Annotated in this window: 22 protein-coding genes; 11 read left to right on the plus strand and 11 right to left on the minus strand. The window is 72.5% G+C overall.

The genetic code is table 11. The annotated features are described in order from the left end of the window. Window positions 1-54 precede the first annotated feature (54 nt). Window positions 55-762 carry an adhesin gene (locus tag ACMCNN_RS01060; protein WP_412744299.1) on the plus strand — a complete coding sequence of 236 codons (708 nt, stop codon included), beginning with the start codon at window positions 55-57 and terminating at the stop codon, window positions 760-762. Window positions 763-789: 27 nt separating this feature from the next. On the opposite strand, the gene disA is transcribed toward ACMCNN_RS01060, so the two are convergent. The 4 genes from disA to ACMCNN_RS01080 all read right to left on the minus strand — a co-directional run bounded on the left by disA (window position 790) and on the right by ACMCNN_RS01080 (window position 5218). Continuing rightward, entirely contained in the window at window positions 790-1929 is a 1140-nt protein-coding gene (gene disA / locus ACMCNN_RS01065; protein ID WP_412747007.1) for a DNA integrity scanning diadenylate cyclase DisA, read from the minus strand. 139 nt (window positions 1930-2068) lie between these two features. Then, window positions 2069-3499 carry a DNA repair protein RadA gene (gene radA, locus ACMCNN_RS01070; RefSeq protein ID WP_412744300.1) on the minus strand — a complete coding sequence of 477 codons (1431 nt, stop codon included), beginning with the start codon at window positions 3497-3499 and terminating at the stop codon, window positions 2069-2071. 49 nt (window positions 3500-3548) lie between these two features. After that, complete coding sequence (locus ACMCNN_RS01075; protein ID WP_412744301.1) at window positions 3549-4292, minus strand: hypothetical protein; 744 nt, start codon at window positions 4290-4292, stop codon at window positions 3549-3551. A 98-nt stretch (window positions 4293-4390) separates the two neighbouring features. Beyond that, window positions 4391-5218 (minus strand): UbiA family prenyltransferase, encoded by an 828-nt coding sequence (locus ACMCNN_RS01080; protein WP_412744302.1) that lies wholly within the window; start codon window positions 5216-5218, stop codon window positions 4391-4393. A gap of 46 nt (window positions 5219-5264) precedes the next feature. On the opposite strand from ACMCNN_RS01080, the gene ACMCNN_RS01085 reads away from it, so the two are divergent. Genes ACMCNN_RS01085 through ACMCNN_RS01100 form a run of 4 tightly spaced genes read left to right on the plus strand, consistent with a single transcriptional unit; the run spans window position 5265 to window position 8789 of the window. After that, complete coding sequence (locus tag ACMCNN_RS01085) at window positions 5265-6035, plus strand: methyltransferase domain-containing protein (RefSeq protein WP_412744303.1); 771 nt, start codon at window positions 5265-5267, stop codon at window positions 6033-6035. Then, window positions 6035-7189: an acyl-CoA dehydrogenase family protein gene (locus ACMCNN_RS01090; RefSeq protein WP_412747008.1), complete on the plus strand. Its 1155-nt coding sequence runs from the start codon at window positions 6035-6037 to the stop codon at window positions 7187-7189. Before ACMCNN_RS01085 ends, ACMCNN_RS01090 begins: the two co-directional genes overlap by 1 nt. Next, entirely contained in the window at window positions 7190-8314 is a 1125-nt protein-coding gene (locus ACMCNN_RS01095) for a type III polyketide synthase (RefSeq protein WP_412744304.1), read from the plus strand. It abuts the gene before it with no gap. Window positions 8315-8333: 19 nt separating this feature from the next. After that, window positions 8334-8789: a DUF6023 family protein gene (locus ACMCNN_RS01100; RefSeq protein ID WP_412744305.1), complete on the plus strand. Its 456-nt coding sequence runs from the start codon at window positions 8334-8336 to the stop codon at window positions 8787-8789. A 42-nt stretch (window positions 8790-8831) separates the two neighbouring features. Here ACMCNN_RS01100 and ACMCNN_RS01105 read toward each other — a convergent pair whose 3' ends face one another. After that, a complete protein-coding gene (locus tag ACMCNN_RS01105; RefSeq protein ID WP_412744306.1) occupies window positions 8832-9632 on the minus strand; it encodes a hypothetical protein in 801 nt (266 codons plus the stop codon). A 332-nt stretch (window positions 9633-9964) separates the two neighbouring features. Between ACMCNN_RS01105 and ACMCNN_RS01110 the strand changes: the two genes are divergently transcribed. The 4 genes from ACMCNN_RS01110 (at window position 9965) to ACMCNN_RS01125 (ending at window position 12961) form a co-directional block, all read left to right on the plus strand. Further along, the gene (locus tag ACMCNN_RS01110) at window positions 9965-10450 is read left to right on the plus strand and encodes a CarD family transcriptional regulator (RefSeq protein WP_041832964.1); all 486 of its coding nucleotides are present in this window, start codon (window positions 9965-9967) and stop codon (window positions 10448-10450) included. A 42-nt stretch (window positions 10451-10492) separates the two neighbouring features. After that, on the plus strand, window positions 10493-11185 hold the full coding sequence (gene ispD, locus ACMCNN_RS01115; RefSeq protein WP_412744307.1) for a 2-C-methyl-D-erythritol 4-phosphate cytidylyltransferase: 693 nt from the start codon (window positions 10493-10495) through the stop codon (window positions 11183-11185). A 5-nt stretch (window positions 11186-11190) separates the two neighbouring features. After that, entirely contained in the window at window positions 11191-11667 is a 477-nt protein-coding gene (gene ispF / locus ACMCNN_RS01120) for a 2-C-methyl-D-erythritol 2,4-cyclodiphosphate synthase (protein WP_412744308.1), read from the plus strand. Between the two features lie 169 nt (window positions 11668-11836). Further along, a complete protein-coding gene (locus ACMCNN_RS01125; protein ID WP_412744309.1) occupies window positions 11837-12961 on the plus strand; it encodes a tetratricopeptide repeat protein in 1125 nt (374 codons plus the stop codon). 88 nt (window positions 12962-13049) lie between these two features. Here ACMCNN_RS01125 and ACMCNN_RS01130 read toward each other — a convergent pair whose 3' ends face one another. From ACMCNN_RS01130 to ACMCNN_RS01155, 6 genes are read right to left on the minus strand one after another with little or no spacing between them, the layout of a single operon-like run. After that, on the minus strand, window positions 13050-14108 hold the full coding sequence (locus ACMCNN_RS01130) for an N-acetylglucosamine kinase (protein ID WP_412744310.1): 1059 nt from the start codon (window positions 14106-14108) through the stop codon (window positions 13050-13052). Further along, a complete protein-coding gene (locus ACMCNN_RS01135; RefSeq protein WP_412744311.1) occupies window positions 14105-15370 on the minus strand; it encodes a 6-phospho-beta-glucosidase in 1266 nt (421 codons plus the stop codon). Before ACMCNN_RS01135 ends, ACMCNN_RS01130 begins: the two co-directional genes overlap by 4 nt. Then, window positions 15367-16254: a carbohydrate ABC transporter permease gene (locus ACMCNN_RS01140; protein ID WP_412744312.1), complete on the minus strand. Its 888-nt coding sequence runs from the start codon at window positions 16252-16254 to the stop codon at window positions 15367-15369. Before ACMCNN_RS01140 ends, ACMCNN_RS01135 begins: the two co-directional genes overlap by 4 nt. Further along, entirely contained in the window at window positions 16251-17189 is a 939-nt protein-coding gene (locus ACMCNN_RS01145; RefSeq protein ID WP_412744313.1) for a carbohydrate ABC transporter permease, read from the minus strand. Before ACMCNN_RS01145 ends, ACMCNN_RS01140 begins: the two co-directional genes overlap by 4 nt. Window positions 17190-17191: 2 nt before the next feature. Continuing rightward, complete coding sequence (locus tag ACMCNN_RS01150) at window positions 17192-18508, minus strand: ABC transporter substrate-binding protein (RefSeq protein ID WP_412744314.1); 1317 nt, start codon at window positions 18506-18508, stop codon at window positions 17192-17194. Between the two features lie 56 nt (window positions 18509-18564). Continuing rightward, window positions 18565-19746 (minus strand): ROK family protein, encoded by a 1182-nt coding sequence (locus ACMCNN_RS01155; RefSeq protein WP_412744315.1) that lies wholly within the window; start codon window positions 19744-19746, stop codon window positions 18565-18567. A 274-nt stretch (window positions 19747-20020) separates the two neighbouring features. Between ACMCNN_RS01155 and ACMCNN_RS01160 the strand changes: the two genes are divergently transcribed. Both ACMCNN_RS01160 and ACMCNN_RS01165 read left to right on the plus strand, forming a co-directional pair. After that, complete coding sequence (locus ACMCNN_RS01160; protein ID WP_412744316.1) at window positions 20021-20902, plus strand: chitosanase; 882 nt, start codon at window positions 20021-20023, stop codon at window positions 20900-20902. Between the two features lie 109 nt (window positions 20903-21011). Next, window positions 21012-21857: a hypothetical protein gene (locus ACMCNN_RS01165; RefSeq protein WP_412744317.1), complete on the plus strand. Its 846-nt coding sequence runs from the start codon at window positions 21012-21014 to the stop codon at window positions 21855-21857. Window positions 21858-21895 lie beyond the last annotated feature (38 nt).

A 21895-nucleotide genomic window follows, 5' to 3' on the forward strand; every position in this document is an offset into this window, starting at 1 on the left:
CACCGGCGCGTCGGCACGATCCGCCATCAGTACGGGACTACCGTATGGCGCATCATGCGAACGACGGTTGGCCCCCTTCCTCCCTCCGTCTACTGGCGGCGTCGAGCCGTGGTGCTGGGTGCAGTGCTGCTCGGCATCATCGTGCTGTTCGTGTCCTGCTCGGGTGGCGGCGAGGGCGACAAGCAGTCGAAGGCCGCCGTTTCGCAGACGCCGACCCCCACGCCGTCGGCCAGCACGCCCGAGGAGCAGCCGTCGTTCGCGGACGCGGAGCCCGGCGACGATCCGTCTTTGCCGGATCCGGCCGATCTGACGCCCACGCCGAGCGGTGACGGCGGCAACGTGCCGGTGACCGCGGCCGCGGGTGGTGGCCCGTGTACGGACGCGGAGGTCGTGGTGGTGCCCGCGCCGGTCGCGACGACGGTCAAGCGGGGCGTGCCCGTGGAGATCCGGCTGCGGCTCAAGAACGTCTCCGATCGCCCGTGTGCCCGGGCGGTCGGGTCCGACGCGCAGGAGCTGTACATCGACCAGGGCGCGCAGAAGGTCTGGTCGTCGGACACCTGCACGACCACGAATCAGCCCGAGGTGCGGACGCTGGCACCGGGCGCCGAGCGGGAGTACCGGGTCACCTGGAACGGCCGCATGGCGACCAAGTGCGCGGCCGGTCAGCCGGCGGGCCCCGCCCCCAACCCGGGCCAATACGAGGTGCATGCCCGGCTGGGCACGAAGATCGGCCCGCCGGTCGTCCTGACGATCGCTGCCTGAGCTACCGCCTCAGGCAGCGATACCGCGTCAGACGTAGCGTTCGAGGATGGATGCCTCGGCGAGGCGGGACAGTCCCTCCCGGACACCCCGCGCACGGGCGTCCCCGACGCCCTCGACCGTCTGCAGATCCTCGACCGTGGCGCCGAGCAGGCGCTGCAGGCTGCCGAAGTGCACCACCAGCCGCTCCACGATCTGGGCGGGCAGCCGCGGCACCTTCGCCAGCAGCCGGAATCCGCGGGGGCTGACCGCAGCGTCCAGCGCGTCGGAGGATCCCGGATATCCGATCGCCTTGGCGACCGCCACCAGGTCGATCATCTCGGTGGCGGTGAGCAGATCCAGCTCGACCAGCGCCTCGTCGAGGGTGCGCGCCTTGCGCCCGGCGGGCAGATAGTCGCGGATCACCAGGGTACGGTCGGCGTCCACGCCGGCCATCAGCTCGTCGAGCTGGAGGGCGAGCAGGCGGCCGTCAGTGCCGAGTTCCACCACGTAGCCGGAGATCTCGTCGGCGATGCGGCGCACCATCTCCAGGCGCTGTACGACGGCAACCGCGTCGCGGACCGTCACCAGATCCTCGATCTCCAGCGCGGAGAGGGTGCCGGAGACCTCGTCGAGCCGCAGCTTGTACCGCTCCAGGGTGGCGAGGGCCTGGTTGGCGCGGGACAGGATAGCGGCGGAGTCGTCCAGGACGTGGCGCTGGCCGTTCACGTAGAGGCCGATGATGTGCATCGACTGGCTGACCGAGATCACCGGGTAGCCGGACTGCTTCGCCACTCGCTCGGCGGTGCGGTGCCGGGTGCCGGACTCCTCCGACGGGATGCTCGGGTCGGGCATGAGGTGCACCGCGGCGCGGACGATGCGGGTGCCGTCGCTGGAGAGCACCACGGCACCGTCCATCTTGCACAGCTCGCGCAGCCGGGTTGCGGAGAACTCCACGTCCAGCGCGAAGCCGCCGGTGCAGATCGTCTCCACGACCGCGTCGTAGCCGAGCACGATCAGCGCGCCGGTGCGGCCGCGCAGGATGCGTTCGAGGCCGTCGCGCAGCGCGGTGCCGGGGGCCATGAGCGCGAGGTTGGCGCGTAGTGGGTCGCCGATCACGCCACCTCCGGTCAGGCCGGGCGAGCTGGGCACGACCGGGCGAGCTGCAGAACCGTTGACGCCGGCGCGCAGCGGTGAGCCGGCAGCCGTCTGCCTGGGTCCCTGGCGGTCATGCGGAGCATCGCGGTCGAGCGGCACCTGTACAGTCTACGGACTGTCATCCGGCACAACGAGGCGCGGTGCGCCTTGTGCTCCGTAGCGTGATGGCCGGTCACTCTTGGTGATCCCCCGCGGAGGCGGACGCGGTGGCCGCCCACTGCAGCGCCGTACGCAGGTCGCCCACCTCCTCGACCCGCATGCCGGCCGGTGTCCCGCCCGATCCGCCGGGGCCGCATCCGGGCGGCACCAGCGCGAACTTGAAGCCCAGCCGGGCCGCCTCGGCCAGCCGGCGGCCCACCGCCCCGACCCGGCGCACCTCCCCGGTGAGCCCCACCTCGCCGATCGCCACCAGGTGCGGCGCCATCGCGAGGTTGAGCCCGCCGGACGCCACGGCCAGCGCGACGGCCAGGTCGGCGGCAGGTTCGACCACCCGGATGCCCCCCACCGTGGCGGCGAAGACCTCCCGGTCGTGCAGCTTCATCCGCTGGGTACGGCGTTCCAGCACGGCCAGCACCATGGCCAGCCGGGCACTGTCGAGCCCGGACACCGTGCGCCGCGGCGAGCCGTTGACCTCGGCGCCGATCAGCGCCTGGACCTCGGTCACCAGCGCCCGGCGCCCCTCCATGGCCACCGTGACGCAGGTGCCGGGCACCGGCTCGGCATACCGGGTAAGGAACAGGCCGGACGGGTCGGCGAGGCTGCTGATGCCGCCCTCGTGCATCTCGAAGCAGCCGACCTCGTCGGCCGCGCCGAAGCGGTTCTTCACCCCGCGCACGAGCCGCAGCGAGGAGTGCTTGTCCCCCTCGAAGTGCAGGACGACGTCAACCAGGTGTTCGAGAACGCGGGGACCGGCCACCTGGCCGTCCTTCGTCACGTGGCCGACGAGCACGGTGGCGACACCACGCTCCTTGGCGATCGCCACCAGCGCCGCGGTCACCGCCCGCACCTGGGTGACGCCGCCCGGCACTCCCTCGGTGCCCGGCGCGGAGATCGTCTGGACGGAGTCGAGCACGAGCAGCCCGGGCCGGACCGCGTCGAGATGGCCCAGCACCGCACCGAGGTCACTCTCGGATGCCAGGAACAGCCGCTCGTCCAGCGCGCCGAGCCGCTCGGCCCGCAGCCGCACCTGGCTCACCGACTCCTCGCCGCTGACCACGAGCGACGGTGTGCCCGCACCCGCCGCCCACTGCTGGGCGACGTCGAGCAGCAGCGTCGACTTGCCCACCCCGGGCTCGCCGGCCAGCAGCACCACGGCGCCGGGCACGAGACCGCCGCCGAGCACCCGGTCGAGCTCGCTGACGCCGGTGGGCACCGCCCGGGCGGGGGCGGCGCTGATCGTGGCGATCGGCCGCGCAGGCTCGGACGGGATGCGTGAGCTGACCACCCGCCCCGAGACCACCGCACCGGTCACCGTGGACTCGATGACCGAACCCCACTCGCCGCACTCCGGGCAACGGCCCAGCCATTTCGGCGGCTGGTGGCCGCAGGCGTCGCAGATGAAGGCGGGTTTGGCCGCCTTGGCGGTCGTACGGGAGGTGGTCACGCGGCCACGCTAACGGGAGCCTCTGACGTTTCCGTGCGGCCGGGCGGGATCACTCGCCCGCGACGGGACCCTCGACGTCCTCGACGTGGTTGGCCGGGGCGCGCGACGCCGGCGAGAACGGGACGCTCATCGGGGCCGGGACGACCAGCGGCTGCGCGCCGTTGCTGAACTCGAAGATGAGATTCACCGAGTTGCCGGGCTTGAGCGGCGCCGCCAGGTTGATGGCCTGCAGCTGCGGGGTGTCGCCGGGCAGGAACGAGAGGTAGCTGAGCGCCGGGATCGTCAACCGCGCGGGCTGCGCCGCGGGCACGGGAACCGCCGGTGCGCTGCCGGCCGGGGCCGGGCTGGCGGCGGGCGGGCTGACCGGCGCCGAGCTGGCGACGGCGGGGCTGGCGACGGCCGGGCTGGCGAGGGGCCGGTCCGAGGCGATCGCGGCCGGGGCGCCACCGATCAGGCCGACCGAGCGTGCGTAGACGATGCCGGCCTTGGGGTCCACCGTCATCGGCGGCGCGCTGCTGACCGTCACGGTCACCGGCAGCGGGGTCTGGTTGTACAGGTTGAGCTCCAGCGGCGCGTTCCCGCCGGCCTTGAAGCCCTCGGCGTCGACGTACGTGACCGCGAGCCCGCGGATGAGCACGCTGCCGTTGGAGTTGGACTCGTTGACACCGAACACACCGGGCTGCTTCAGGGCCGTCTCGGCGACCTGACCGGCGCTGCACCCGGTGAGCGCCACGGCGACCACCGTGACGGCACCCAGGGCGCGGGCGACACGGCGGGTTCCCAGCGAGCGCATCACAGTCCTCCAAGAAACGCGGGCTCCGACCAACCTCACGCCAGCCTAGAGGTCGGTGATCCGGGCCGTACGGCGACCCGTCCATTCACACCAGCCCGTCACACCACCCGGCCGCTGGCGATGAGCAGCAGCACGTCGCACAGCGCCACCACGATGACCGCCCGGAACATCGCCACGGGGCGTCCGCGCGCCCTGGTGCCCGCGTACCAACCCAGGGGAAGGATCACGACGGCCGCGGCCGCCGCGGCCAGGCCCGCCCACGACGGCGGCCCGGGCGGCCCGAACACGAGCGTGAGCGTCGCGGCCAGCAGCAGCCCGGCGGCGGCCAGCTGGGAACCGGCGGCGCCGAGCCGGTGCGGCAGCCCCCGCACGCCGGTCGCGGCGTCGTCGGCCAGGTCCGGAAGCACGTTCGCGAAATGGGCGCCGCCGCCGAGCAGGCTGCCCGCCACCACCAGCCAGGCGGGCGGCCACGGGCTGCCCAGCAGGGACAGCACCACGAACGCCGGCAGCAGCCCGAACGCCACCAGGTACGGCACAACGGACAGCGGGGTGGACTTCAGCGGCCAGTCGTAGAGCAGTGCGAAGATCCCCACCAGCGTGATGCACACCGCCGCCGCCGCACCGAACGGCAATCCCAGCAGCGGCACGGCCAGCGACGCGGCCAGTCCGGCCAGCCCGACGGTACGGCGATCCACGGCGCCCGTGGCGACCGGCTTGTCCGCGCGCCCGGTACGCCGGTCCCGGTCGGCGTCGAGCCAGTCGTTCACCCAGCCCACGGAGAGCTGGGTGGCCCCGACGGCGGCGGCCACCCCGACCAGTGACCAGCCCCGGTGTCCCACCCCGACGGCCAGCAGGGTCATGGCGGCGGTCACCGCGCCGCCCGGTTCGGGATGACTGGCCCGTAACAGGGCTAACGCGCGGGACATGAGAGCAGTGTGGTGGTTCGGCGATCGACATGCCACGCTCGATCACATGCGCAACGATCCCCGTCAATACGATGGGTTGGCGGACGAGTGGTGGCGCCCCGGCGGCGACTTCGAGATCCTGCACTGGCTGGCCGCCGCCCGCGCCGCTCTGGTGCCCGCCGCTACCCACCCCGGCGCGGTGCTCGTCGACGCCGGCTGCGGCGGAGGGCTGCTGGCCCCACACGTACGCGGACTCGGCTACCGGCACATCGGAGTGGATCTCCGCCGCACCGGCCTGATCCGCGCCGCGTCACACGGCGTCACCCCGGTCAACGGCGACGTGACCGCCCTGCCGCTGGCCGCCGGCTGCGCCGAGGTGGTGGTGGCCGGCGAGATCCTCGAACACGTCACCGACCTCGGCGCGACCGTGGCGGAGCTGTGCCGGGTGCTGCGCCCCGGCGGGCTGGTGGTGCTGGACACGGTCAATGACACAGCGCTGGCCCGGCTCGTCACCGTGACCGTGGGTGAGTGGCTGGGCGTGGCGCCGCGCGGCCTGCACGACCCGGCGCTGTTCGTCGACCCGGGGGTGCTGACGGCCGAGTTCGCGCGCCACGGCGTACGGCTGCGGGTCCGCGGGGTCCGGCCCACCGCCACCGGCCTGCTGCGCTGGCTGCTGCCCCGGGCCGGCGGGGCCGGGCGCGACGACCCGCTGGGGCGGATCGTGCCGACCTGGTCGGCGGCGGTGCTCTATCAGGGGCGTGGCACCAAGGCGCGCCATCACGGGCAGGGAAGAAAGGCCAACGAGCAAGGGGGCGGGATGAAGGCGGAAGCGGCGTGATGATCGACGAGGCGAGACGGCTGGCACCCCGGTTCGCCGCCCGGGCCGCGCGGTACGACAGGGACGGCTCGTTCCCGGCGGACGACTTCGCCGACCTGCGGCGGGCGGGCCTGTTCGGCCTGATGGTGCCGGCCCGGCTGGGCGGCGCGGGCGCGGGCTTCGCGGACTACGCGGCGGTCGCGTACGAGCTGGCCCGCGGCAACGGCGCCACCGCGTTGATCTTCAACATGCACGCCTCGGTGACCGGTGCCCTCGCCGGGGTCACCGACGACCTCGCCGATGCGCTGGGCCTGCCACCGGACGCGCTGAGGGCCCGCGACGACCACCTGGCCGCCGCGGCCCTGGGCAGCTGGTACGCGGTCGCCATGAGCGAACGCGGCGCCGGCTCCCGGCTGTCGCAGCTGAGCACCAGCTACACCCGGATCGACGGCGGCTACCGCATCACCGGGTCCAAGACGTTCTGCTCCGGCGCGGGCCACGCCGACGCGTACCTGATCGCGGCCCGCAGCTCGGCCGACCCGGCGCAGGTGTCGCAGTTCCTGGTGCCCGCGGGCGACGGGCTGCGGGTCGAGCCGACCTGGGACGCGCTGGGGATGCGGGCGACCGGCTCGCACGACCTGCACGTCGAGGTGACCGTCCCGGAGGGCGCGCTGCTCGGCGGGGTGGAGGGGCTGGCCCTGGTGGTGGCGCAGCTGGCCCCGCACTGGATGGTGGCCAGCTACGCGGCCGTGTACGTGGGCGTGGCCAGGGCGGCCGTCGACGCCGCGGTGGCCCACGTGACGGAACGCAAACTCGGGCACCTGCCGGCCGTGCGGGCCCGGATCGGCCGGGCCGACGCGGCGGTGGCCGCCGCCCATCTGGCCGTGCTGGAGGCGGCCCGCCGGGTCGACGAGGCACCGGGCGACGCCGAGACCAACCGGTGGGTGTGGCGGGCGAAGCTCATCGCCGGGACGACGGCGGCCGAGGTGGCGGCGTCGATGCTCGAGGCCGCGGGCACCTCGGCGATGCGCCGCGGCCACCCGCTGGAACGGCTGTACCGCGACGCGCGCGCGGGCTCGCTGCAGCCCGCGACCTCGGACGTGTGCGCGGACTGGCTGGGCGTCGACGCGATCGGGGGTGATCCGGACACCGACGGCAGTGCGCCGCGCTGGTGAATGTCGGTCGGCGACGGGTACCACAGGGCGGGGACGTCAGCCTGGGGAGGCAGACACGTGAACCGGAGCGCAACGATCGCGGGTCTCGGCACGGCGCTGCCGCCGTCCGCCGTGCAGGACGAGCTGTGGGAGGGCTACTTCGCCGAGCGTTACCACGGCGGCCGCCGAGGGCTGGCCCAGCGGATCTTCGCCAACGCGGGGGTGCGTACCCGGCAGGCCGCGGTGAGCCCGCTGCTGGAGGACGTGTCCGACTGGTCGACGGAGCGGCGGATGCGCCGCTATCAGGTCGAAGCGGTGCCGTTGGGCAAGGAGGCGGTCGGCCGGGCACTGACCGACGCCGGGGTGGCCGCCGAGGAGCTGGGCCTGTTCGCGGTCTGCTCGTGCACCGGCTACGCGACCCCCGGCCTGGACATCCTGCTGGCCCGGGACACGGGCATGTCGCCGCACGTCCAGCGCCTGTTCGTGGGCCACATGGGCTGCTACGCGGCGCTGCCGGGCCTCGGCTCGGCGGCCGACTTCGTGGTGGCCCGCGGCCGCCCCGCGCTGCTGCTGTGCGCCGAGCTGACCAGCCTGCACCTCCAGCCGCCGGAAACCCGGGCGGACGTCCAGCAGATCGTTTCGCACGCGCTGTTCGCGGACGCGGCGGCCGCCGTCGTGCTCACCCCGGGTGACGGATCATCCGGGTACGCGGTGACCGAGGTGGCCGCCGTGACGGACACGACCACCGCCGACCACATGACCTGGGACGTCACGGACCTGGGCTTTCGTATGGGCCTGTCGGCCCGGGTCCCGCAGGTGCTGTCCCTGCACGTCAGGGGTCTGGTGGACGACGTGCTGGCCCGGCACGGCCTGACGGTCGGCGACGTACCGGGCTGGGCGGTGCATCCGGGCGGCCCGAAGATCCTCGACGTGGTGCAGGAGCGGCTGGAGTTGACAGACGCCGACCTCGCCGCCTCCCGCGACGTCCTGGCCACGTACGGGAACTGCTCCTCGCCGACCGTGCTGCTGGTGCTGGACGCGCTGCGCCGCCGGGCCCACCCACCCCAGCGGGTCCTGATGCTGGCCTTCGGCCCCGGACTGACTCTGTACGTCGCCCTGCTCGAACGACATAAAGTCGCCCCATGAACCCATGCGGCGAGGCGCGATGACCGCCGACCGTGCCCGCGGCCTGCAGCTGTACGCCCTCGCCGCAGCGCTGCTCGTCGCCGGTGCCGTGTGGTGGGTCCGGGCCGCCCCGGTCGCCGTCGCCGACCCGCGCGTGGCGGGCTGGAAGGACGCCGTGGCGCGCCGGCTGCCGGACGCGACGCCTCAGGTGCAGGCGGACACCCTGGTGCTGTCCCGCGGCGCCAGCGAGCAGCGGGAGGCGGCCGTGGCGGGCGGCACCTTCACGCTGACGATGGTGTGTGCCGGTCAGGGGCAGGTCCGGGTGCGCCTGAGCACCTCCGGCAACGATTCCGGGCGCGCGGTGCCCTGCGGGGACCGGCCCGATCCGGTGATGCTCACCGTGGCCCTGGCGCACCAGTTCTTCATGTCGATCACGGCCGAAACGGACAGCGCAGCGGTGTTCCGCTGGCGCCTGACCCAGGCGGCGGCCTTCTGACCCTGGTCCGGGGGGTCGGTTGCGCTTCCCGGGGCCTCGGCGTCAGAGGGCGGCGAGGTCGGGTTTGAGGTCCTCGACCGAGGACGTGCCCTCCAGCTTGCGGACGATCTTCCCGGCCTCGTCGACGAGCACCGCCGCGGCGGTGCCGTCGGGTGCGGCCAGCGCCAGGCTGCTGCGCAGTTCCCCGGTCGGATCCCGCAGTTCCCGCACGGACGGGCCCTTGGCGTGCGGCGCCGAGGCGGCCGGTGGGACGGCCGGCGGTACAACGGCGACCGGCTGGGTACCCGTAGTGACTGTGAGGACCGGGAGGTCGGGCCGGGCGGCGGCGGTGTCGGCGACCAGTCGCGCACAGTCGCACCCGTCGGTGAGCAGTAGGACGGCGGGTAGCCGCCCGCGCAGCGGGACCGTGGTGCCGTCCGTGCCGATCAGTTCCAGCGCGGGCAGCGCGTCTCCTTCGCCGGTGGTGCCGTGGGGGCTGGTGTGCGTGCCCGTGCCGGCGGTGCGCTGGGTGGCCGGCGCCCGGCCCGTGCCGGGCCATGCCGAGGCGAACAGGCTGGCGACCGTGATGAGAATCGCCATGGAGATGATCAGTACGGGCGCGTGCAGGCCGGCCGTCGCGAGGCGGCGCAGGCCGCGGACCACGGGACGGGCCGTGAAGCGCTGCCAGGGGGTCCGTGGCAGGGTCAGGTGGAGTTCGGCCTGGATCGCCGCGACCTCGTCGGCCAGCTCGGACAGGTCGTCCGGGACGACGATGAGGCCCCACTCCTCCGGCAGGTCGGGGAGGCCGTCCGAAGAGGCGCCATCAGGTGGCCACTCGTTGCCATTGTCCTTGAAGCTGCCCACAACTCACCCTCCCCCCTTGCCGACCAATATCGCGTCGATGGGGACCTGGGTTCAGCCTGCCGTACGCAGGCCCGGACCGCTAGTAGCGGGTGGTTCCGGGAGCGAGCGATACGCTTGACCTCGCAAAGGCTCCAGATCCGAAATATGCGACTCGCTGACTTGAGTGGTTACGGTGCCGTTACTCACCGTGAGAGCGGCACTTCAACCGGCTCCTGTCAAGCGGGAGAAAGACCTCTCACAGGCCCTCTGAGCTGCACTAACAGTCACGGCTGGGGTGGGACATCGCTGCCTGAGCGTGTTACCCTAGACACAGCGAAAGGGGTTTCGAACCTATGGTTTTCAGTGTCGGCGAGACCGTTGTTTACCCCCACCACGGGGCCGCACTCATCGAGGCAATCGAGACTAGAACTATCAAGGGCGTGGAGAAGCAGTACCTCGTCCTTCGGGTCGCCCAGGGCGACCTGACGGTCCGTGTGCCCGCTGAGAACGCCGAGATCGTCGGCGTGCGCGAAGTGGTCGGCGAGGAAGGCCTGGGTAAGGTCTTCGACGTCCTCCGCGCACCGCACACCGAGGAGCCGACCAACTGGTCGCGGCGTTACAAGGCGAATCTCGAGAAGCTTGCCTCCGGTAACCCGTTGAAGGTTGCCGAGGTCGTTCGTGACCTCTGGCGTCGTGAGCGCGAGCGTGGTCTCTCGGCAGGGGAGAAGCGCATGCTCGCCAAGGCCCGCGACATCCTCGTCGGTGAGGTGGCCCTCGCCGAGAAGAGCACCAAGGACGAAGCCGAGGTGCTCCTCGACAAGGTGCTCACCGAGGCCTGACGTTCCACCCGCGATCGCACCATCCCTCACCTGGACCGCGACGTGACCGCGCAGCTCAATCCGCACGGTGACGTCGCGGTCCTGGTTCCTGCGGCGGGTGCCGGCGTACGCCTCGGCCCCGGCGTGCCCAAGGCCCTGCGCCTGCTGGCCGGTGAGCCGTTGCTCGTCCACGCGATCCGTCGCGTCGCCGCCGCCCCGTCCGTACGCCAGATCGTGGTGGCCGCCCCGGCCGCCGACGTCGACTCGGTTCGTGCCCTGCTCGCCCCGATCGCCGCGGTCGTCGTGGTGGCGGGCGGTGCCGAGCGGCAGCAGTCCGTGGCGGCAGCTCTGGCCGTCGTGCCGGACGACGTGGGCATCGTGCTGGTGCACGACGCCGCACGCGCCCTCACCCCGCCCGAACTCGTCGAGTCGGTGGCGGCCGCGGTCCGTGGCGGTCGGCCCGCGGTGATCCCGGCCCTGCCGGTGGTCGACACGGTCAAGGAGGTCGGGCCGGACGACCGGGTCCTCGGCACGGTCGACCGTTCCGTGCTGCGCGCCGTGCAGACGCCGCAGGGGTTCCGGCACGACGTGCTGGCGGCCGCGCACGCCACCGCCGGTGACCCGCTCACGGACGACGCCGGCCTGGTCGAGAAGGCCGGGATCGCGGTGACCTGTGTGCCGGGCTCCGAGCTGGCTCTCAAGATCACTCGACCGTTCGACCTGATCCTGGCCGAGGCGCTGCTCGGCGTACGCTGACCCGCATGATCGTTCCGCGGGTGGGCATCGGCACCGACGTGCACGCCTTCGACGAGGGCCAGCCCTGCTGGGTGGCCGGTCTGCACTGGCCCGGAGAGCCGGGCCTGGCCGGGCACAGCGACGGGGACGTCGCCGCCCACGCCGCCTGCGACGCCATGTTCAGCGCCGCCGGGCTGGGCGATCTGGGCAGCAACTTCGGCACGGACCGTCCCGAGTGGGCCGGGGCATCGGGGATCACCCTGCTGACCGAGGCGGCCCGCCGGGTGCGGGCCGAGGGCCTCGTGGTGGCCAACCTGTCCATCCAGGTCATCGGCAACCGACCCAAGATCGGTACGCGACGCGCGGAGGCGCAGAAGGTGCTGGGCGAGGCGGCCGGCGGTCCGGTCTCCGTCTCCGGCACGACCACGGACGGGCTGGGTCTGACCGGGCGTGGTGAAGGTCTCGCCGCCATCGCTGTCGTCCTGCTGCACGAGGCCGGCTAGGGCCGGACAGGTGCGCGGACCGGGCGTCGGTCATCGCGGCGAGCCCTGGTCCGCCAACGCGCCCGGTCTGCAGCGCGACCTGTCCGGCGTCGTGCCCCCGCGCCGAGGCCGTGGCAAGCCGAGCCTCCAGCCCCGCGCAATTCTGGTGATGTCCTCATAAGCTGGCGTCGTGCCCAGCGATGCCGCGTCGGCTCCGTTCGAACCGGAGACCACCCCCGAGGAGTACCGGCAACGGTCGCTGCTGCTGGCCGACCTGGGACGCTACGACGAGGCGGCGGGGGAACTCGCCGCCGGGCTGGCCGCCGCACCGGCCGACCCCGCCCTGCTGGCGACGCTCGCGCGCGTACATCTCGTGGCCGAACAGCCGGTCGAGGCGCTGGTCGCCGCGGAACGGGCCGTCGCCGCCGGGCCGGACCGGGTGGACGGTCTGGTCGCCCGCGGGATGGCGCTGGTCGACAACCGCCGGTACGCCGAGGCCGCCCAGGTCGCCGGGGCCATCCTCGGCCGCTGGCCCGCCGACCCGTACGCGCAGCGGACCGGGGCGGCCCTGCTCAGCGAGGCGCGCAACGGCCAGGAGGCGCTCAACGCCGCGTGGCACGGGGTGCGGATCGCTCCCGCCGACGGGGAGGCGCACCTGGTGCTGGCAGTCGTCGCCGCCCGGCTGCGACTGTTCGACCTGGCGCAGCGCGCGTACGCCGAGGCGCTGGACCTGGACTCCGCGATCGGTGAGGCACAGCGCGACGTCGGCATCGTACGGCTGGAGCGGCGCCGCTGGGCGCGGGCGCTGGAGACGCTCGCCGACGAGGCCGCCCTGGCCCAGCCGCCCGCGCCCGACATGCCGGACGCCGCGTTGTTGCCGGCACCGCAGTCCCCGGCACCGCAGTCCCCGGCCGTGGTCCGACCAGCCGGTCCGGTGCTCGACCCCGGGGCCGACTCGGCCACCACCGTCCGGCAGGCGGTGCTCTACTGCGCCAACGCGGTCCTGGTGGCCGGGATGGTCACCGGCGTGATGCGGCTCGCCAGTCCGGGTGCGTCGCGGGTCTGGGCTGCGGCGATGGGTGTGCTGATCCTCGTCGCCGTCCTGGTGTGGCTGACCCGGCGGCTGACCGAGCCGCTGGGCGTGGCGCTGCGCCGGCTCGGCGAACGGGACCGTCCGCTGCTGGCGTCGGCCTATCTGGCCGGAGCCGCGCCGTTGCTGATCGTCCTGCATGCCGGGGTCGGCGGGGTGGTTCCCCTGGTGGCCGCCATGGTCACGGCTGCGCTGGCCGAGCTGTTCGTCCTCGTGCGGCAATGAGCGGCCGAGCCGCCCCGGCCAGGACGGAGCGGCGCGGCTCATCGCCGCACGAGATGGCGCCCCCTCCAGCGCGCCGGCCTGTCGCCGGTCAGGTCTGCGGCTCCGGTGTCCGCAGGTGATCAGCGCGCCAGGGGGATCCCGGCTCTCCGGAACGGGCACCGGCTGGGTCGCCCAGCGCCGTGCGGACGCTGCGTTCGACGGGGTGCGGGGCCGGGCCGCCGTGGAGAGTGTCGAGCGCCAGCAGGGCGGCGCCGGCCACGGGAGGATCGGCGACGACGGTGACCTCGACGCGAGGCGACCGGGCGTGGGCGCCCGCCAGGATCCACTCGTGCAGGACAGCGTGACGGGCGCGCAGCACTCCACCACCCAGTACCAGGGCATGCGGTGCGTCCGTGAGCCCGAGGCGGGCCGCCGCGACCCGGTGCTGGGCGAGGATCTCGTCGGCCTGGCGTCGCACCAGCCGCAGGGCCACGGGGTCGCCCGCCGCGGCGACGTCGAACAGCAGCGGGGTCAACTCGTGTACGGCGTGGCGCGGCAGCTCGCCGAGGTGCAGGGCGATGCTGACGCTCTCCACGGTCGGCCGCCCGAAGTGGCGGGCCACGGCATCGGTGAGCCCGGTCGGCTCGCCGCGGCCGTCCTCACCACGGGCGGCGTCGCGCAGGGTGTGCTCGGCGAGGTCGTGGCCGCCGCCCCAGTCCCCGGAGATCGGCCCGAGAGACGGGAAGCGCGCGGTACGGCCGTCGGCGGCGCGACCCACGCAGTTGTTGCCCGCACCGCACACCACGGCGATCGCGTCAGGGTTCGCCGTACCGGCGCGGAGCAGGGCGAAGCAGTCGTTGTCGACCACGTAGCGGCGGGCCCAGTCGCGGTCGGCCACCGCGGCGTGCAGGCGGTCCACCTCGACCGGGAGATCCGCCCCGGCCAGGTAGATCGCCGCCAGATCCACCGGGGTCCCGGCGGGCACGCCGGCCCGCGCGCGGGCGTCGGCGATCAGGGTGTCGAGGACGCGTACCGCGCCGGGCAGGCCGAGCGAGTGCGGAGACGAGGTGCCACCGCGGGCGTACCCGAGTACCCGGCCGTCGGCGGTGCCGAGGACGACGTCCGTTTTGGAGTTGCCGCCGTCGACGGCGAGGAAGAGCGCCGTCATCGGGCCCAGGCCAGGTGCTCGGCACCGGCGGCGATGAGCTTGTCGGTCAGCGCGTCCGCGTACTCGTGCTGGCCCACCAGGGGATGCGCCAGCAGGGCCCGGTAGACCCGGTCGCGGCCGCCCCGGAGTGCCGCGTCCAGCGCGAGTTCCTCGTACCCGGAGACGTGGGCGATGAGTCCGGCCTGGTCGGGCGCGACAGGGGTGACCGGCAGCGGACGCGGGCCGCCCTGGTCGGCGCGGGCGGACACCTCGATGACCGCGTTGGCCGGCAGGAACGGCAGCGTGCCGTCGTTGCGGACGTTCACCGAGTGCACGCCGTCCGGGTCGAGGCCGTGCAGGGCCGCGATGAGGCCGACCGCCGCCTCGGAGTAGTACGCGCCCCCGCGCTCGCCGAGCAGCGCGGGCTTCGCGGTCAGCGCCGGATCGCGGTACATGTCCAGCAGGGTCGCCTCGATCTGCGCGACCCGCGCGCCGCGGGTGGGTGCGCCGCGTTCGGCGCGCACCACGCGGTCGTGGTCGTAGTAGTAGGAGAGGTAGTACGAGGGGACGCAGCCCAGCGCGGCCAGCACCGGCTCGTCGACGTTAACCTCGGCGGCCAGGTCGGCGCGGTGCGCGGCCAGCAGCTCGGCGAGCCGGTCCACGCCGTCCACGTACGCGGCGCGTTCCCAGGTCAGGTGGTTGAGGCCGACGTGGTCGAGGACCACGGCCGACGGGTCGACCCCGAGATACCCGGCGAAGCGGCGCTGGAAGCCGATCGCCACATTGCACAGCCCGACCGCGCGGTGACCCGCGTCGAGCAGCGCCCGCGTGACGATGCCGACCGGGTTGGTGAAGTCGACGATCCACGCACCCGGGCGGGCCCGCTTGCGGACGCGCTCGGCGACGTCGAGGACGACAGGCACCGTACGCAGAGCCTTGGCGAGCCCGCCCGCCCCCGTGGTCTCCTGCCCGACGCAGCCGCAGTCGAGCGGGAACGTCTCGTCGCTGATCCGGGCGGCCTGCCCGCCGACCCGCAGCTGGATGAGTACGGCATCGGCGTCGGTGACCCCGGCATCCAGGTCGGTCGTCCAGGTGACCTGGCCGGGGTGGCCGTACGCGGCGAAGATGCGCGCCGCGAACCCGCCGACGACAGCCAGCCGGTCCGCAGCCGGGTCGATCAGCACCAGCTCGTCGACCTGCAGGCCGGAGTCGCGCAGCCGGGCGAACCCGTCCACCAGCTCCGGCGTGTACGTCGATCCGCCGCCGACGACAGCGATCCTCATCCTTTGACTCCTGTGAGCGTGACACCCTGCACGAACGCGCGCTGGGCGAAGAAGAACACGACGACGATCGGCGCCATGGTCAGCACGGTGGCCGCGATTACCAGGTTCCAGTCGACGTGATGGACACTGTGGAACGACGCGAGCCCGAGCGACAGCGTCCACGCCTGCTCGTTCTCGCTGGTGTAGAGCAGCGGGCCGTAGTAGTCGTTCCAGCAGTAGAAGAACTGGAACAGCCCGGCGGCCGCGATGCCGGGGCGGGCCATCGGCAGCACGACCCGGATCAGCGTGCCCCATTCGCCGCACCCGTCGACCTTCGCGGCGTCGAGGTACTCGTCGGGGATGGTCAGCAGGAACTGGCGCAGCAGGAAGATGGCGAACGCGTCGCCGAACAGCATCGGGATGACCAGCGGCCACAGCGAGCCGGTGAGGCCGTACCGGGCCCACATCAGGTAGAGCGGGACCGTCACCACCTGCGGGGGCAGCATCATCACGCAGATGATCACCAGGAAGAGCGCGTTGCGGCCGCGGAAGCGCAGCTTGGCCAGGGCGTACGCGGCCGGGACGCTGGACAGCAGCATGAGTACGGTCGCGGTGACCGCGTACAGCAGCGTGTTGAGCAGGTAGCGGGGCAGCGGGGTGACTTGGAAGACCCGGACGTAGTTCTCGGGGTGCCAGGAGTTGGGCCAGTAGTCGCTGGTCAGGGCCTGGTTGCTGGTCATCAGCGAGATCAGCACGAGGTAGACCACCGGGGTCAGGAACATGATCGCCAGAGCGATCGCGATGCTGTGCCGAGCGATCCAGACCAGCCGGTCCTGCCGCCGGGCCCTGCGCTTGGCAGGCGGCCGTTGCACCGCCGCAGGCGGCGCCTCCAAGACAGTCGTCACGATTCCTCCCCGGAGAACGCCTTGGCGCGGCGCAGCAGGATCACGGTCACCGCGAAGGCGACCAGGAACAGGCCCACGGCCAGGGCGTTGGCGTAGCCGAGCGCGTTGTAGCGGAACCCCACCTGGTAGAGCCACAGCGGGTAGGTGAAGGTGGAACCCTCCGGATAGCCGAAGGACTGGGAGATCCCGGCGCCCGTGGTCGCCTGCCCCTGGGCGATCGAGCCCGCCACGGCGGCCTGGTCGAAGTACTGCAACGTGTAGATGACGCCGGTGACCGTGGCGAACAGGATCACCGGGCGGATGGTCGGGATGGTCACGTACCGGAAGCGGTGCCAGGCGTTGGCGCCGTCCAGGGCGGCGGCCTCGTACAGGCTCGTGGGCACGCCGAGGACCCCGGCCAGGAAGATGACCATCAGGTCGCCGATGCCCCACAGGCCGAGCAGCACCAGCGACGGCTTTGCCCACTCCGGCGAGTTGAACCACAGCGGGCCCTCGATGCCCAGGTGCGCCAGCATCGTGTTGACCGGCCCGGTGCCGGGCTTGAGCAGGTAGACGAAGGCGATCGTGGCGGCGACCGGCGGCGCCAGCGCGGGCAGGAAGAAGATCGTGCGGAACACACCCGCGCCGCGCTTGAGCTGGGTGAGCAGCACCGCCAGGCCGATCGCGCTGATGATGCGTACGGGGACGAAGACCACCACCATCCACAGCGTGTTACGGATCGACTGGAGCAGGAACGGGTCGTCGGCCATCCGCCGGTAGTTCGCCAGCCCCACCCACTGCGGCGCGGACAGCAGGTCGAACTTGGTGAACGAGAAGTACACAGCGGACACCAGCGGGTAGCCGAAGAACACCACGATGCCGATCAGGGCGGGGGCCAGGAACGACAGCGTGGTGGCGTGCTGCCGGGCCCGGATCGCCAGGGGTTTGGCGCTCATCGTCAGCCGCCCAGCGTCATGACGCTGTTGACCTGCTTGTCCGCCTCGGCCAGCCCGGCGTCGAGGTTCGCCACCTTGCCCGCCTGCCAGCTGTTCGTGAACGTCTGGAACGTCTCCTGGTACGCGGGCCCGGACGCCGACGGCGGGGTGGTCGACGAGTTCGGGTTGGCGAAGATGTCCATGAACGTCTTGAACGCGGGGTCCACCTGCAGCGCCGGGTCGGCCGCCGAAGCGGTCGTGGTGGGGATGTTGCGCAGCGAGTTGGCCAGCTTGACGATCGTCGTGTCGTTCGTGGTCAGGTACTTGATGAGTTCCCAGGCCGCCTCGGGGTTCTTGGCGTTCTTGGCGATGCCCATGATGTTGCCGGTGACGTAGCCGGCGCCGTAGCGGCCGGCGTCGGAGGTGGGCAGCGGGGCCACGCCATAGCTGAGCTTCGGGGCCTGGTCCTTCAGGAACGCGAGCCGGTACTCGGCGTCGATGTTGATCGCCACCTGGCCCTTCTGGAACGCGTTGTCCGCGCTGAACTCGTCGCCCAGACCGGCCCGGAACTTCTGCAGGTTGTCGAAGCCGTACCAGTCGACGAGGCTCTTCTGCCAGGTCAGCAGCGTCTTCCAGGCCGGGTCGGCGCCGATCGCGGACTTGCCGTCGGCAGTGAGCCACTTCGCGCCGACCGTGGGTGCGAGGTGGGCGGCGGCGTTCTCGTAGAAGTCGAACAGGGGCAGGAAGCCGACGCGCTTCAGCGAGCCGTCGGGGTTGCGTACCGTCAGCTTCTTGGCGTCCTCGCTCAGCTCGTCGAGGGTCTTCGGTGGCCCGGCGATGCCCGCCTTCGCGAAGAGGTCCTTGTTGTAGAACAGCCCGTACGCGTCGGCGAGGAACGGCATGGCGCACCGCTTGCCGCCGTACTCGGTGTATTGCCGGGTGGTGGGGTTGAGCTGCAAAACATCCACTTTGTCCCGAGCCAGGTACGGGGTCAGGTCGACCCACGCGCCCGAGGAGCAGAACTTGCCGACGATGTCGGTGGAGTACGACAGCCCGATGTCCGGTCCGTTGCCCGCGCCGATGGCCTGGGTGACCTTCGAATCGTCCTGGCCGGACTTCACGGTGACCTGGATCTTCGGGTGGGTGGCCTCGAAGTCCTTGACGACCGCGTCGATCGCGGCGGCCTCGCGTTCGGTGAAGAAGTGCCACAACTCGACCGTGCCGGACACCTCGGTGCCCGGGTCGGCGATCTTGTTCTCCCTGGGTGCGGGAGTGCACGCCGCGGTCAGTGCAGCGGCGGTTATCAGCGCACAAAGGGCGCGCGGTATCCGGGTGTTCATGAAAGGGGTCCTTCCCGGGGATTTCGGGGGGTTGAGGGAACTGGCGCGACGAGGGGTCAGCTGTCGCGAATGGACGCGATGAGGGCTTCGCGGACGGCGGTGACCCCGGCGTCGAGCGCGCCGAGCAGCACCGCGTCGTCGTCGATGGTGGTGACCGCGACCGTGCTCTCCAGCGGCGCGGCCCGGTGGAGAGCGCTCTCGACCGCGGACAGCAGGGTCCGCCCGCCGGCCTGTGCGACCGGACCGGCCAGCACGACCAGCGGCGGGTCGAGGACCGCGATGACCGCGGCCAGACCGACCGCGATGCGGTCGGCCAGCTTGGGGAAGAACTCGCCCACGGCCTCCGGATCGGCGGCCGCCGCCCGGACCACCTCCGATGGGGTACGGCCGGGCACGCCGCAGTCCCGGCCGAGGGCGAGTACGGCCGCGCCGCCGACCAGGTCCTGCAGGTCGACCTTGCGGTGGGTGGAGTCCGGGGCGTACAGGGGCATGTAGCCGATCTCGCCCGCACCACCCCGGGCGCCGCGCAGCAGCGAGCCCGCGATGTCGATGGCCAGACCGAGGCCCTCGGGGCCCAGCCAGAGCAGCGCGAACCCGTCGGCGTCGCGGGCCACCCCGCGCCGGCGTTCGGCGACCGCGGCGAGGTTGACGTCGTTGTCGACTCCGACGTGGGTGTCCAGTGCCGCGGCGATCTCCGGCACCAGGCCGGTACGCCCGAACCCGGGCACGTCCACGTGCCGGATGGTCTGCGTGCGGCTGTCGTACGAGCCGGCGACGCCGAGCTGGACGTGGCGCAGCCGCTCCGCGGGCACCCCGCTGTCGCGGCGCAGCGTGGCGACGGCGTCGAGGACGGCCGACTTCGGATCGGTGCGCAGGAAGTCGACCCGCAACTCGGTACGGGAGCGGATGGCGCCGGTGAGGTCGCACAGGGCGGCCGCCACCGACGGGGCGTCGCTCGGGCCGATGTCGCGGATCGAGACTGCCGCCGCGTACGCCGCGTCGGGGTTGGCGGCGTACAGCTCGGCGTTGGGGCCGGGGCGGCCGCTGTTGTGGCCGACGACGGTGACCAGGCCCGCCTCGGTGAGCCGGCGCAGCACCTCGGAGATGGTCGGCGTGCTGAGCTTGGTGAGTTTGCGCAGGTCGGAGCGGGTCAGGGTGCCGGGTTCCAGCAGGTGGGCGAGCGCCGCGCTCTCGTTCATGGCGCGAAGCAGCTTCGACGAGCCGGCGAGACGCGACACGGTGGCTCCCAGGTGGTGATTGGCAAACTGACTAACAATTAGCTGGGACGGTAGGCCCGGCTCGACGGCACTGTCAAGGTCCCGATCGATGAACGAATCGTCCTGAACCGCTCATCGGGCTGTCAATCGCCCCGGATTGATAAAACACTTTAACGGTTATTGATAAACATCTTTAACTGTCGTAGCGTCACCACCCATCGCCGGTGGCGGCGCAAGCCCCTCGCCCGCCGCCGGTGCCGATCCTGCGCGTCCATCCCCTATCCCGAGGAGCGCAATGACCACCCCCCGCACCACCCCCCGTCCCCGCCGCCGCACGGCGGCCTACATCGCCGCGGGCCTGCTCATCCCCGGCGCCGCCGTCGCGTACGGCCTGCTGCCCGCGGGCGCCGCGACCGTCCCCGCCACCGGTACGGCCGCCGGCTTCGTGGCCCCGGCCGCCGTCCGGCCCGCCGCCGCGCGCAAGAACCTCGACGACCCGGCGAAGAAGGAGGTCGCGATGCAGATCGTCTCGGCCGCCGAGAACTCGTCGCTCGACTGGCGCGCCCAGTTCTCGTACATCGAGGACATCGACGACGGGCGCGGCTACACGGCCGGGATCATCGGCTTCTGCTCCGGCACCGGCGACATGCTGGAGCTGGTCGAGGCGTACACGAACACCAAGCCGTCGAACGTCCTGGCCAAGTACCTGCCCGCGCTGCGCAAGGTGAACGGCTCGGACTCGCACGCCGGGCTCGACCCGAACTTCCCCAAGGACTGGCGTACCGCCGCGAAGGACCCGGTCTTCCAAGCCGCCCAGGAGGCGGAGCGGGACCGGGTGTACTTCAACCCGGCCGTGTCGCGCGGCAAGTCCGACGGCGTACGGGCGCTCGGGCAGTTCGCGTACTACGACGCGGCGGTCATGCACGGACCCGACGGCATGGCGTCGATCCGCAGCCGGGCCCTGCGCAAGGCGAAGCCGCCCGCCCAGGGCGGCAACGAGACCACCTGGCTCAACGCCTTCCTGGATGAACGGGTCGCCGAGATGAAGAAGGAGGAGGCGCACTCGGACACCTCGCGCGTCGACACCGCCCAGCGGGTCTTCCTGCGCAACGGCAACCTCGACCTGGACACGCCGCTCGACTTCGCGGTCTACGGCGACCAATACCACATCAGCTAGTGCCGCACAGGTCGGCGGGCGCCGGGGCCAGGCGCCCGCCGACCCTATGAAAAGTGACATAACGGGTGGTGTTGTCCGCTCTTCGAAGCGTCCATTAGGTTCATTATTCGTGTCAACGCTGGTGCCGCCGCTGTTCGCGGGACTCGTCGATGACGCCGTCCTGCTGCCGCCGAACGACACCGACGTCGGCGCCGCGGTGGCGGCGCACCGCGAGCACGCCGCCGCGTGGTACGCGCCGCTGCTCGGCTCCCTGCTCGTACCCTCCTCGCTGGCCTTCCGCGCGCCGCCCGTCGGCGGCCTCGCGGTCGGCGTCGTCGGCGACACCGGCCTCGACGGCCTGAGCGGCGCGATCGCCGCGCTGCGCGGCGCCGCGGCCGACGTGCGCGGGGTCGAAGCGGCGGTCGCGCGCCGCGGCGAGGACTCCCAGCCCGGCCTGCGTGAGCTGCACCGGCTCGCCGCCGCCCATCCCGACCTCGACGTGTACGCGGAGATCCCACTCAGCTGGGGCCTGCTGGCCGCGCTCGACACGGTCGCCGGGAGCCGCGCCGACGGGCAGCGGATCGGCGCCAAGTTCCGGGTCGGCGGACTGGCCGCCGAACTGTTCCCCACCCCGGTCGAGCTGGCCGCGGTGATCTGCGCCTGCCGCGACCGCGAGCTGCCGTTCAAGCTGGCGGCCGGGCAGCGGCACGCGTTGCGGCACACCGACCCGGAGACCGGGTTCACCCACCACGGGTTCCTCAACGTGCTCGTCGGATGCGCCGCGGCGGTCGACGGGGCCGAGGTGGCCGAGGTGGCCGAGGTGCTGGCCGCCACCCACCCCGTGCCGCTGGCCGAACCGGCCCGGGCCCGCCGGGACTCCCCGCGCCCGTTGCTGGCCGGATTCGGCGCCCGCAACGTCCGCGACCCGCTCACCGAGCTGATCAGAGTGGGCCTGGTCAACGGCGGGTACGAGTGAGGCTCCTCGGGTAATCGTTGATCCGACGAGTTACCGAC

It is taken from the genome of Krasilnikovia sp. MM14-A1004, assembly GCF_047159485.1.
Taxonomy (GTDB): domain Bacteria; phylum Actinomycetota; class Actinomycetes; order Mycobacteriales; family Micromonosporaceae; genus Actinoplanes.

Coding starts and splice junctions, on each gene's coding strand:
- ACMCNN_RS01060 (WP_412744299.1), top strand. CDS start 55: ATGCGAACGACGGTTGGCCCCCTTCCTCCCTCCGTCTACTGGCGGCGT.
- ACMCNN_RS01075 (WP_412744301.1), bottom strand. CDS start 4,292: ATGCGCTCGCTGGGAACCCGCCGTGTCGCCCGCGCCCTGGGTGCCGTC.
- ACMCNN_RS01080 (WP_412744302.1), bottom strand. CDS start 5,218: ATGTCCCGCGCGTTAGCCCTGTTACGGGCCAGTCATCCCGAACCGGGC.
- ACMCNN_RS01085 (WP_412744303.1), top strand. CDS start 5,265: ATGCGCAACGATCCCCGTCAATACGATGGGTTGGCGGACGAGTGGTGG.
- ACMCNN_RS01090 (WP_412747008.1), top strand. CDS start 6,035: ATGATCGACGAGGCGAGACGGCTGGCACCCCGGTTCGCCGCCCGGGCC.
- ACMCNN_RS01095 (WP_412744304.1), top strand. CDS start 7,190: ATGTCGGTCGGCGACGGGTACCACAGGGCGGGGACGTCAGCCTGGGGA.
- ACMCNN_RS01100 (WP_412744305.1), top strand. CDS start 8,334: ATGACCGCCGACCGTGCCCGCGGCCTGCAGCTGTACGCCCTCGCCGCA.
- ACMCNN_RS01110 (WP_041832964.1), top strand. CDS start 9,965: ATGGTTTTCAGTGTCGGCGAGACCGTTGTTTACCCCCACCACGGGGCC.
- ispF (WP_412744308.1), top strand. CDS start 11,191: ATGATCGTTCCGCGGGTGGGCATCGGCACCGACGTGCACGCCTTCGAC.
- ACMCNN_RS01130 (WP_412744310.1), bottom strand. CDS start 14,108: ATGACGGCGCTCTTCCTCGCCGTCGACGGCGGCAACTCCAAAACGGAC.
- ACMCNN_RS01135 (WP_412744311.1), bottom strand. CDS start 15,370: ATGAGGATCGCTGTCGTCGGCGGCGGATCGACGTACACGCCGGAGCTG.
- ACMCNN_RS01145 (WP_412744313.1), bottom strand. CDS start 17,189: ATGAGCGCCAAACCCCTGGCGATCCGGGCCCGGCAGCACGCCACCACG.
- ACMCNN_RS01150 (WP_412744314.1), bottom strand. CDS start 18,508: ATGAACACCCGGATACCGCGCGCCCTTTGTGCGCTGATAACCGCCGCT.
- ACMCNN_RS01160 (WP_412744316.1), top strand. CDS start 20,021: ATGACCACCCCCCGCACCACCCCCCGTCCCCGCCGCCGCACGGCGGCC.